An 11924-nucleotide genomic window follows, 5' to 3' on the forward strand; every position below is an offset into this window, starting at 1 on the left:
GGCATTCGTGATATAATGTTAATATATGATTGGTCAATAGAAACCACGTACGAATAATCGTACTTTGTATTGTTCCTGACCATGGAATAGATACATTTTAGTAGTTGTTGATACAAGCTACTATCACAACCTTGTCCTTCTTAGGATGAGGTTGTTTTTTTAATTTGTAATAGTAATCTACAATGTGATTTGGTGCTGCTTTTTGTTGGCGCATCATGTTCCGAACAACGAAGTATAAGACTTTCCTTCCTTTTGGATTCCCTCGCTTATTAATGTTATCTTGACCTGCAAAATTACCGGATTGATATTAGTTTGTCACACGATTTGGTACTGCTCTCGGTCAGTTTTTTGCATGACGCGATCGATTTTGTGCTATCCTCAATCAGTTTCGGATATGGCTCGATCGAAACTTTATCCTTCTCTCGACCATTTGAATTTGGTCTTGAGCGATGGATACGATAAACCCCCTTCTCCATTTCTCAAACAAGGAAGCATTCGTTATAATAGACAGCAGCTATCATTTGTGGACCCCATTTATAACATGATTGTCCTTAAGGAGGGCTGTGCATGAGCAAAACCATACGGGATTTATTTTTAATTGTCATTGGATCATTTATATTCTCTATCGGCGTCAATTATTTCGCAATTCCCAACCGTTTATCAGAAGGCGGGGTCATCGGGATTACGATTGTTACGTATTATTTATTCGAATGGTCACCAGGTGTTGTGAATTTTGTACTCAATACCACTCTTGTCGCAGCAGGCTATAGATTTTTCGAAAAACGTGTCACCATTTACACGATCATTGCTATTATTTTCACATCACTTTTTTTACATGTAACCGTTGATTGGGGCAGTGAAATTAATGATGATATGCTGCTGGCAGCCTTATTTGCCGGTCTGGGAGTCGGTCTGGGACTTGGCCTTATCTTCCGGGCCGGTGGGACATCAGGCGGTTCTGCCATTCTTGCCCGCCTCGCCAGTCAGTTGTTCGGCTGGACGATTGGAAAAGGGATGCTTATCATCGATGTCGCCGTTATTGCAGGATCAGCATTTATCATCGGACAGGAACGGGCTATGTACACGCTCATTTCCGTATATGTCGGAGCAAAAATCATTGATGTTGTAGTGGAAGGTGCTAATGAACGGACAGCGGTCATGATTATTTCCAGCTCTCCTGATGAAGTATTGGAGGCCGTTACGCGTAAAATGGCACGCGGTATTACAGTGCTGGAGGGAAGAGGAGGCTACACCAAGTCACAGCAGGAAGTTTTGTATCTTGTTATCAATAGATATGAAATCGTACCATTCCGAAAAATTATTACCGACATTGACCCGAATGCATATGTGACCGTTCACCCCGTCCAGGAAATTTTCCGAAAAGGCTATAAGGGGAGATGAAGGAAGACCGTGTCAACTCGGGCGCCTGAAGTCTATGGACTCCTGGCTAATGTTCCAGCTTCCAGGCGTTTCACCTGGCGTTGCAGCAAGTTTTTCAAAAGTTCCACAAAACTGGCTTATAAAAAAGTCCTCCACTCCCAGCCAGGGAATGAAAGGACTTTTTTATTATCCGCCATATATAATCGGTGAACCTGGACCAAGCGGAATGCCAAGCAGCATCCATACAACCAGCATGATCGTCCACCCGATCAGGAAGTATAAGGAGTATGGCAGCATAACGGAAATCATCGTACCAATACCCATTTTCTTATCATATTTCTGTGCAAATGCAATGATGATCGCAAAGTAGGTCATCAAAGGTGTTATGATATTCGTTGATGAGTCAGCCACACGGTAGGCCATCTGTGTCAACTCAGGCGAATAACCGAGCTGCATCATGATCGGTACGAAGATCGGCGCCATCATCGCCCACTTGGCAGAGGCACTTCCGATAAACAAGTTAATAAAGCCGGTTATCAGGACAAACATTAATATTAATGGAATGCCTGTCAAATTGATGCTGTCCAAAAATTCTGCACCATATACACCAAGTACCATACCCATATTTGACTCATTGAAGTAGGCAACAAATTGACCTGCTGTAAAGGCCAAAACGATAAACATCCCCATTGATGCCATTGTATCAGTCATTTGTCCCGCAACATCTTTATCGTTACGGATTACTTTGGTGATTATACCGTACACGAGACCAGGTATAAAGAATAGAATCGCAATGATTGGTACTAATGAACTCATAAACGGAGACTGGATAATTTGATCCATATAATTGCCTTCCGTTCCCCGCAACGGTGCATTTTCCGGCAACACAAGCAATGCCGTCAATACTAGGCCAACAACCAAGGATAAACCGGACCAGATAAGGCCTTTCTTTTCGATTGGTTTAATTCCTTCAAGTTCCTCATCGTTCCCGCCATCCGAATTTTTACCTTTATATTCGCCCAGGCGCGGAACAACGACACGTTCTGTTACCCAGGTACCGATAAACGTCAGCACAAAGACCGAAATAGCAATGAAAATCCAGTTCATAGCGATATTCATTGTCTCAGCATATGCCGGATCAATGGTTGATGCCGCGGCAATTGTCAGTTCACCAAGCATAACGTCTGTGCCGGATAATACGAGGTTAGCACTGAAACCAGCAGATACGCCGGCAAACGCAGCAGCAAGACCGGCTAACGGATGTCGTCCCATCGCAGCAAAAATCAATGCACCAAGCGGCGGGAGAACAACATAACCGGCATCTGAAGCCACGCTTGACATAATTCCGGCAAAAACCAAGCCAACTGTAATAAACCTTGTCGGTACGGACAATACAAAGCTACGCAACAATGCACTGATTAATCCGGTACGTTCTGCTACTCCGATACCAAGCATTGTGACAAGCACAACACCCAGCGGGGCAAACCCAATAAAGTTATCAGTCATACTGCCGAAAATATATTGAAGTCCTTCAGCATTGAGTAGATTCTTGATTTCTACCATTTCGCCTTCTTCACCAGGGTGTTCTACGCTGATGCCCAAAGGCTGTAAAGCAGCTGATAGAACCAGAACAAGTCCTGCTAAAATAGCAAATAATGTGATAGGATGCGGCAATTTATTACCGATGAATTCAACCCCATCCAAAAACCGCTGAAAAATCCCTTTCTTCTGCTTGTCCATCAAATACTCCTTTCTTGCTGCACTGTCGATAATATTCTGAAAAGTATTGCAAAAAGATTTACAGCTACGGATAACATTATAAAGCGTACCGTTACGAATTTAAACACACAAATGATAAGTAGGAAAAGTAAAATATTTTTTTAAATTCTGTTTATGTGAAAGGAATCAAGATGGTGATGTCAGCCGGAAAATAGCTCTGTCCATGTTTTGGACCTGTCATTTTGTATCAAATTAAAAAAGGAGCTATAACACTCCTTTTTGTAATGAGCTAAAATTACCCTAATATGAATATAATCATCCTAATCGTCCAAACTGTCCGGGTTTTTGCCTGTACGGTCATCAATGTTTAGATTGCTGATCAATTTCATTTCATCATCAGTCAGATCAAAATCAAAAATATCCGCATTTTCCTGTATCCTGTGTTCATGTGTTGACTTTGGAATCGTAACGACATGATTTTGCACATCCCAGCGCAATATGATTTGTGCTGGCGTTTTGCCATATTTCTCTGCAAGCCTGGCAATCACCGGATCATCCATGAGTCTGCCTTTTTTTAGCGGTGACCAGGCCTCGAGCTGAATATCCTTCTCTTCGCAAAAGGCCTTCAGTTTTTCCTGCGTCAAGTGCGGATGATATTCAACCTGATCAATCACAGGTTTAACCTTACTGTCAGCAAACAAGTCCTGTAAATGGTGAACGTGAAAATTGCTCACACCAATTGCCCTGACTTTGCCTTCGTTATATAATTTTTCCATTGCTTTCCATGTATCTTTATACTTCCCTTTGACAGGCCAGTGAATCAAGTACAAATCAAGATAATCCAATCCAAGCTTTTCAAGGCTTGTTTCAAATGCCTGCAAAGTGCTTTCATAGCCCTGTTCATCATTCCAGACTTTTGACGTAACAAAAATCTTTTCTCTTGGAACACCGGATTCCCTGATTCCCTGACCGACACCCTTTTCATTATCGTAAAATGATGCCGTATCAATACTTCGATATCCGTGTTTCAGGGCAGCTGTAACGGATTTAACCGTGACATCACCATCTTCAACTTTGTAAACACCCAATCCGAATCCGGGCATTTTGACGCCATTATTTAATGTAACCGTATCCTGAAGATTTGTAATCATGACATTCCCTCCATTTTAGCTATAATTTTACTATACACTATCCCCGGATCTGCACACAAAATGTCAGCTTCGTGAAGTACACCTCGAAACTGGCATTCTGCTTATCTTGCGCTATCTAATTTAGTGCTCCGTAATATATCCCCATTTATACTGAATACCACCAAGTGTCGATACGTTAATATTTTTCACATAGTCTTTGTTCATCCAAACGTTTGTATAGAAATAGATTGGTGCAATCGGCATTTCATCCATCAGAATCTGCTCTGCCTGCCCCAGTATTTCCTGCCGTGCTTCCTCATCCGTTTCTGTTCTTGCTTGCTCCAGGAGGTTGGCATAAGCTTCACTTTCCCAGTCTGTATAATTGTTTCCGCCTGCAGTTTCAAATATATTCAGGAAATTCGAAGGGTCATTAATGGTACCAAGCCACCCCATGCGGCCCATTTCATAATTACCCTCACTCATGGAATCAAGATAGACATTCCATTCCTGGTTATGGAGTTCGACATCGAGTCCCAAATTCTCACGCCACATATCCTGGAGTGCCTGAGCAATAGCAGCATGAGATTCATTGGTATTATAACTAAATGTTAATGTAGGGAGCTCGTCTAACCCTTCTTCTTCCAGTCCTTTTTCCAAAAGTTCCTTTGCTTTTTCTACATGATTATCCTGGAAATAACCTTCTTCGTTATCTTCCCATATTGCTGTTGGGACTAAAGCCATTGCCGGCTGCTCGCCACCTTTTGAAACATTCTCAACGATCGCTTGCCTGTTGATGGACAATGCAAGCGCCTTACGGATATTCACATTATTGTATGGTTCTTGGTTCGTGTTAAATTCAATGTAATACGTACCAGCCAATGGTGATATATTTAACCTGCCCGACTGCTTTAATGACGGAATAGCTGATTGCGGAATATTCCCGGTTGGGGAGCCTGCCCAATCCAACTCACCTTTTTCATACATTTGCAGTTCTGTATTCAGATCCTCAATCATGAGCATATGAATGGTTTCGAGCTTGACAGTTTCAGCATCCCAGTAATTCGTATTTTTCTTCAGGACAATCTCACTTTTATGCTGCCAGGAATCAAGCAGGAACGGTCCGTTTGTGACATATTTCTCCCCTGCATCTGATGCCCATTCGGGATTTGCTTTGGCCACATGATGATTTACCGGATAGAATGTAAAATGTGCTGTTGACTGCAGGAAGTATGGTGTCGGCTGTTCAAGCTCAACAACCAATGTTTTATCATCTTTTACGGTAACGCCTATTTCATCTAACGGAACTTCTCCGGCTTTAGCCGCTTCAGCATTTTTGATCGGATATAAGTAATAAGCAAAATCCGTATCAGTACTTTCCGGATTCAAGACCCACTTCCAGGCATACTCAAAATCCTTTGCTGTCACCGGATCGCCATTGGACCATGTTGCATCTTCACGGATCGTAAATGTGTACGTTTTCTTGTCATCAGATAGTTGGATATCGGAAGCCATTGCATTTTCAGCTTCCCCATCCTGATTCACACGTGTCAGCCCTTCAAAAATCTGATCAAGCACAGCGGCTGATGTTGTGTCGGTTGACTTTTGCGGGTGCAGCGATGGTGGTTCTGTCGCAATATTAACATTTAAAATTTGTTCATCGGCAAGCTTTTCTTCCCCATCATTTTCGTCGCTGCCTGCACTTTCGCTATTATCTTCGCCTCCGCCGCATGCAGCGAGTGATATCGTAATGATGAACGACACTGCCAAAATTAATAATGCTTTTTTCCAATTCATTTGTAATTCCTCCCCTGTTGTAATGATTCATGGATAACCACCAGCTTAAAAGGCGAAATTAGATTCCTTATCCAGGTTCAAAATAAAAGCTTTCAGCAAATCACATGTCGCGGCTAGATCCTTTTTGTTGACGACCTCAACCGGTGAATGGGCATTGCGTGATGGAATGGATAAAACACCGGTCGGTATGCTCTTGTTGGCCAGCGCAACTGCTCCACCATCCGTACCGATACCTGTGAAAATTTCCATTTGGTAACGAATTGACGACTCTACGGCCACCTTTTTCAGCAAATCTTTCATTGTTTTCTGAACAATCAAGCTCGAATCCATTACCTTAATGCCAGTCCCTTTCCCCAATTGCAGACTTTGATCCATCGTCTGTTCCGGTGTATCACTGACAACAGTTGCATCAACAGCAATAGCCGCATCCACCTGCAAGTCATGAATTGCCGTCTGTGCGCCTCGCAGACCAACTTCTTCCTGAACGGTGAACAGAAAAATGAGCTCACCTGCAAAATCGTTCTCCTGCAGATCGTTTAGGACACTGAGCAGAACAGCACAGCCGGCGCGGTCATCAAGCGCCTTGCCAATAATTATTTGATTGGTTATCGGACCGGTATGTTTAGTTTCTGTCGACCAGGTTACCGGTGTTCCAACCTCAATGCCCATATCCTGTACTTCCTGTTTCGTGCCTGCACCCACATCGATATATAACTGTGTATAGCTGCGGACTTTTTGCGCGTCATCAAATTTGACATAATGTGCACCCATTGTTCCGATGACACCATCAATCTCTTGGTTGTTTCCAAGCACTTTCACTTCCTGTGCCAAAAGGATACGGTCATCATGTCCGCCCAATTTTTCAAAACGAAGCAATCCATCTTCCTCTATTTTCTTGACAATAAAGCCAACCTCATCCATGTGGGCCGTCAGTAATGTTACTGGTCCGGGCGTTTTCCCCCTTTTCCTGGCAACCACATTTCCCATTGAATCCATATGAATATGATCGGCCCTTTCCGATACATAGTCTTTAATAAAATACGCAACGTTTTGCTCATAACCGCTTGGACCGTTCAACCGTGTCAGCTGATTCAGCAGTACATCCATGTTCACACCCCCTCATTTATATGTACTGGAATGTATTTTTATAAATATCTAGTTGTACGATTGTATTAATATCCGTGACGTGCGCGATTCCCGTAATCTTCAGTACTGTATCGGTAATCGCATCGTGATCAGAAACATTGATCTGTACAAGCAGCGGGTATTCTCCTGACGTCAATGAAATATATCTGACTTCCTGTATTTGCTGAAGTTCTTCAATAACCTGGTTAATCGAATTTGACTGCAGTTTAATCTGGATAATGGCTCCTGCCTTAAGGCCCAAAGCAATCGGATTGACAACGCCGACAACCTCCAGCGTATTGGTGTCAATTAGATTTTTATAGCGCATTCGGACCGTTTTTTCCGTTACATCAATCTCTTCGGCTAATTGCCTGAACGACATCCGGCCATCTTGTGATAACTTATGGATAAGCTGCCTGTCCAGGTCATCAATTTCATACTTAATCTCAACCACCTCAATTCCTATTTACATACTATTTCATTTAAATAGGTACTAATTAATGCAACTGTTTGAACACAAATACCTAATTTCATTATTCAAATTTGTTTATAGTACCATTTTATGAAATTGCTAATAATTATACATCCAGAATTATTTAAAATCAATCATTTTTTTGAAAAGAATTTTATTTTGGTAACGATATAGTACATTGTCTTTGGGAAATTGCATAAAAAAACTGCACCCATTAGTAGTGAGTGCAGAGTTTTATCAACTAAGGGAAAACCAGCCATTTCGATAAGCAGCTTCATCATATTTTCTCGACCATTTTTCCAGATTCCCCGTCCGTTTATCCAGACTTTTCAGTATATGTTCCCCTAATTTTTATCCTTTTCCGTTAGTTTTTCCACAAAACGATTACCGACTTCGCTCGTTGAAGCTTTTCCTCCAAGATCAGGCGTCAGGTTCGCAGTTTCCCCGATCATGGATTTAATGGTGTCGAGAACGGCTTTCCCCCACTTTTCTTCCCCAAAAAAATCCAGCATCTGACTGACAGACCAAATGGCAGCAATTGGATTCGCCACACCTTTACCGGCGATATCGGGCGCTGATCCATGGACAGGCTCAAACATGGACGGATAAGTCTTCTCCGGATTGATATTCGCCCCCGTTGCAAGCCCCAGTCCGCCCGTTATCCCTGCACCTAGGTCTGTCATGATATCACCGAACAGATTTGACGTGACAACCACTTCAAAGCGCTCCGGATGTGTCACAAAATATAAACTGGCCGCATCAACAAGATATGAATAGGTCGTGACATCCGGATAGTCTTTTCCGACCTCTTCAAATACTTGGTCCCAGAAAACCATCGAATAATTCAAGGCATTTCCTTTACTGATGCTCGTCAATGTCCTGTTCGACCGGCGTGCTTCCTCATATGCATATCGGATAATCCGCTCGGTGCCTTTGCGGGAAAAGACACCCGTCTGCAGCACGACTTCTTCAGGCTTTCCTTTAAACAGCCAGTCACCCGCTCCAGCATATTCGCCTTCACTGTTTTCCCGGATGACCAGCATATCTATATTCTTTTCCGATTTCGACTTAAGCGGTGTCAGCGACGGATCCAACAGTGAAACCGGACGCAGATTCACATACTGATCAAATGCTTTCCGGATCCTTAATAACAAATCCCACAGCGATATATGATCCGGTACTCCCGGATAACCGACAGCGCCCAAGTAAATCGCATCAAACTCGCGAAGACGATCAATTCCATCATCGTCCATCATGTTACCGTGCTCCAGGTAATATTCACAGCCCCACGGAAATTCCGTGAATGTAAAGGAAATATCTGAATCCAATTGTTCAATCGCCTTTAGAACGTTGACACCTTCTGCCACTACTTCCGGTCCAATTCCGTCACCTGGAATCAATGCAATTTTGATATGTTTCATTGTTGCCTCCTTATCTTTTGCTAAGGTATTATATTAAGCAATCCTGTTTTCAGTATTCATATATTTCTTCGCATGCCGGTTCCCCAAATACCGCAATAGGAAAAATTGAACGACGATACCGGCTATTAATAGTACAACACTGCTTCCTACCACAGAGTAGACTAAATATAACACACCGGCAATGCTGGCAGGCACGAGTGCATACGGCGCCTGTGTGTTAACATGGGCAATATGATCTGATTCCGCAAATATGGACGCCATCACCGTTGTATCGGATATCGGTGAAACATGGTCCCCGAAAATCGATCCGGCAAAAATAGCACCGACAGCGATCGAAATGAGTTCTTCCCCGCCAAATGTAAACGCTAGCGGTAACGCAATTGGTGTCAAAATCGACATCGTGCCCCATGACGTACCAGTCGCAAATGAAATGAACATCGAAATAATGAAAATAAGAAATGGCAAAAGCGCTGCCGTCATCCAGCCCTCTGTTGCACTGACAATAAATTCAGCTGTACCAAGAGCTGAGGTAACCGTCCCGATTGACCATGCCAGTATAATAATAATCAGTGCCGGCAGCATTGTTCGAATACCGCCAAGCAATGTATCTTCACATTCCTTAAAGCCCATGCCTTGGACAAGAGCCAGAATAAGCCCGATCAGCGTCATTGCAAAGGCTCCCCATGTCAGGGCAACCGAAACATCTGTATCAGCAAGTGCATCCATGATGGACTTTCCTTCTGCACCGCCACCTGAATACCACAGTCCCCAAACACTTACTGCAATGAGTGTTACAAGCGGAAGCACAAAATTCCAGACACTGCCGTCTTTCTGATGGGGCTCTCCCAAATCCTGATCAACGGACGATAAAGGCGTCGCACCATCCGGTATCAGCTTGCCGGTTTTTTGAGCACGTTCTTCCGCTTTTGCCATCGGACCAAAATCCTTACCGGCAATGATCATCGGAACAGCCAGCAGACATAAGATGGCATAAAAATTCCACGGGATAGACTGTAAAAATGCAAAATAAGGTTCCATGCCCACAATACTAATACTGGCAAAAGCTCCTGCAATCAGCGATACTTGAAAACCAATCCAGTCAGACACAGGACCGATCGTTGCGATTGGAGCAGCTGTCGAGTCAAGTACATATGATAATTTTTCTCTCGAAATCTTATGTTTGGCAGAAATATCCTTAGAGGCGTTTCCAACAATGACCGAGTTCACATAATCGTTAAAGAAGATAATCAGTCCCAAAAAATACGATAAAAATTGAACGCGTTTTTTCGTCGTTAATTTCTTCTCCAATACATTAATAAGACCTTGTGATCCGCCAGTCTTAAACATTAAGGCAGCACCACATCCGAGCAAAGCGGTCATCACAAGAAATCGGGCATTCCAGGGATCGACCATCACATCTTTCATCCATGTAAAGGTAACACCTACAGCAGCAAACGGATTACCCCCTGCTGCAATCAGACCGCCAACCCAAATACTGATGAATAATGACAACAAAACACGCTTCGTAGTGATTGCCAGTGCCACCGCAACAATCGGAGGGATGACAGATAAAAAGTCCATAAATTCGCCCTCCTGTTTTGATTAAATTTTCAGATATTTTAATTGTAACCTTTATTGATATATCCTTTCAACCCGCTCTTTCAGTCCTGCAAGCACCTCATCAACGATACTGTCCATCCAGCCGGCTATCTCACGCGCAGATATATAATCATTTTCCTGTCTGCCCATTAAAACGACCTCATCGCCTTCATTCACATTCGGTAAATGGGTCACATCGATCAATGTCTGATCCAATGAGACCATACCAATTATATTGGCTCGTTCTCCATTGACAAGCATTTGGCCATTGTTCGACAGAGCACGATGATAGCCATCTCCGTGCCCGATCGGAACAACAGCGATTTTTTCATAGCCGGAAGTAACATAGCTGCCGCCGTATCCAACCGGTGTATTCGGCGGCAGTTCACGAACATGTAGTATGATCGATTTCAATTCCATAACCGGTTTCAATGAAATCATGTCATACTGATGAAGTTCAGGGGGGTATCCGAATAACGCAATTCCTGTTCTGACCATGTCCAGATGCATATCCCTCCGTTCAATCGCAATCGTTGAAGCCCCTGTATGACGGACGGGAAAAAGGTACCCGCTCGCTCCCATTTTGGATACCGTATTCATAAACAAGGTAAATTCACGTTCAGTTGTTGTCCACTTTCCTTCATCTGCACTGGAAAAATGCGTATAAACACCTTCCCATTCCAGACCTGGGAGATAAAAACACGACCTGCAAAATGAAACAGCTTTGTCCGGCTGTATGCCAAACCGGTGAAGGCCGGTATCGATTTTCAGGTGTACAGAAGCAATTTTATGCTGCTTTTCAGCCTCCCTGCTTAAAGCGTGTGCCAGCTGCAGCGAAGAAACAGAAGCAGTCAAATCATATGTAACGACATCCGTTACCCGATCACACATGATTGAACTCAGAATATGAATGGGCTTCTTAATACCACGTTCCCGCAGAAGTGCACCTTCTTCCACCGTCGTTACACCAAGGCGATCTGCCCCAGCTCGGATCGCTGCACGCCCGATGGGAACGATGCCGTGCCCATAGGCGTTCGTTTTAATGACGGCCATCAGCATGCTGTCTTCTATATGTTTTTTGAATGTCCGGACGTTGTCCCGGAATGCACCTAGATCCACCTCTGCCACAGTCGGGCCGTAGGATGTTAATGCTGACAGATGAGACAAAACGAACCCCCCCTTATAAGATATAAAGTGAAACTTCATTCAGTGGACGCTTTTTCCACTGAATGTTAGTTGAACAGAATCGGACCTTTACGGGCAGTTAGCCGGCGTTTTACGACG

The 11924-nt window shown here is 43.4% G+C and carries 10 protein-coding genes; 1 reads left to right on the forward strand and 9 read right to left on the reverse strand.

The genetic code is table 11. The features are described from left to right. Positions 1-97 precede the first annotated feature (97 nt). Entirely contained in the window at positions 98-274 is a 177-nt protein-coding gene (locus tag BM195_RS18690; protein WP_244535787.1) for a hypothetical protein, read from the reverse strand. A gap of 293 nt (positions 275-567) precedes the next feature. Between BM195_RS18690 and BM195_RS15840 the strand changes: the two genes are divergently transcribed. Beyond that, positions 568-1401: a YitT family protein gene (locus tag BM195_RS15840; protein WP_090240796.1), complete on the forward strand. Its 834-nt coding sequence runs from the start codon at positions 568-570 to the stop codon at positions 1399-1401. Between the two features lie 165 nt (positions 1402-1566). Here BM195_RS15840 and BM195_RS15845 read toward each other — a convergent pair whose 3' ends face one another. From BM195_RS15845 to alr, 8 genes are all read right to left on the reverse strand, one after another. Beyond that, positions 1567-3120 carry an AbgT family transporter gene (locus tag BM195_RS15845; RefSeq protein WP_090240798.1) on the reverse strand — a complete coding sequence of 518 codons (1554 nt, stop codon included), beginning with the start codon at positions 3118-3120 and terminating at the stop codon, positions 1567-1569. Between the two features lie 299 nt (positions 3121-3419). Next, positions 3420-4250, reverse strand: a complete 831-nt coding sequence (locus tag BM195_RS15850) for an aldo/keto reductase (RefSeq protein WP_090240800.1) — start codon at positions 4248-4250, stop codon at positions 3420-3422. Between the two features lie 120 nt (positions 4251-4370). After that, complete coding sequence (locus BM195_RS15855) at positions 4371-6023, reverse strand: peptide ABC transporter substrate-binding protein (protein ID WP_090240802.1); 1653 nt, start codon at positions 6021-6023, stop codon at positions 4371-4373. Positions 6024-6068: 45 nt separating this feature from the next. Continuing rightward, a complete protein-coding gene (locus BM195_RS15860; RefSeq protein WP_090240804.1) occupies positions 6069-7130 on the reverse strand; it encodes a M42 family metallopeptidase in 1062 nt (353 codons plus the stop codon). A gap of 16 nt (positions 7131-7146) precedes the next feature. After that, entirely contained in the window at positions 7147-7602 is a 456-nt protein-coding gene (locus BM195_RS15865) for an Lrp/AsnC family transcriptional regulator (protein ID WP_244535784.1), read from the reverse strand. A 362-nt stretch (positions 7603-7964) separates the two neighbouring features. Beyond that, the gene (locus tag BM195_RS15870) at positions 7965-9041 is read right to left on the reverse strand and encodes a tartrate dehydrogenase (protein ID WP_090240806.1); all 1077 of its coding nucleotides are present in this window, start codon (positions 9039-9041) and stop codon (positions 7965-7967) included. 33 nt (positions 9042-9074) lie between these two features. Continuing rightward, positions 9075-10622 (reverse strand): Na+/H+ antiporter NhaC family protein, encoded by a 1548-nt coding sequence (locus tag BM195_RS15875; protein ID WP_090240808.1) that lies wholly within the window; start codon positions 10620-10622, stop codon positions 9075-9077. A gap of 51 nt (positions 10623-10673) precedes the next feature. Next, complete coding sequence (gene alr, locus BM195_RS15880; protein ID WP_090240810.1) at positions 10674-11807, reverse strand: alanine racemase; 1134 nt, start codon at positions 11805-11807, stop codon at positions 10674-10676. Positions 11808-11924 lie beyond the last annotated feature (117 nt).

The sequence above is a fragment of the Lentibacillus halodurans genome (assembly GCF_900112045.1).
Classification (GTDB): Bacteria; Bacillota; Bacilli; order Bacillales; family Amphibacillaceae; genus Lentibacillus; species Lentibacillus halodurans.

Excerpts from the sequence above, each read along its gene's own strand:
- BM195_RS15875 (WP_090240808.1), bottom strand. The coding sequence starts at position 10,622 with ATGGACTTTTTATCTGTCATCCCTCCGATTGTTGCGGTGGCACTGGCA.
- BM195_RS15850 (WP_090240800.1), bottom strand. The coding sequence starts at position 4,250 with ATGATTACAAATCTTCAGGATACGGTTACATTAAATAATGGCGTCAAA.
- BM195_RS15860 (WP_090240804.1), bottom strand. The coding sequence starts at position 7,130 with ATGGATGTACTGCTGAATCAGCTGACACGGTTGAACGGTCCAAGCGGT.
- BM195_RS15855 (WP_090240802.1), bottom strand. The coding sequence starts at position 6,023 with ATGAATTGGAAAAAAGCATTATTAATTTTGGCAGTGTCGTTCATCATT.
- BM195_RS15840 (WP_090240796.1), top strand. The coding sequence starts at position 568 with ATGAGCAAAACCATACGGGATTTATTTTTAATTGTCATTGGATCATTT.
- BM195_RS15870 (WP_090240806.1), bottom strand. The coding sequence starts at position 9,041 with ATGAAACATATCAAAATTGCATTGATTCCAGGTGACGGAATTGGACCG.
- BM195_RS15845 (WP_090240798.1), bottom strand. The coding sequence starts at position 3,120 with ATGGACAAGCAGAAGAAAGGGATTTTTCAGCGGTTTTTGGATGGGGTT.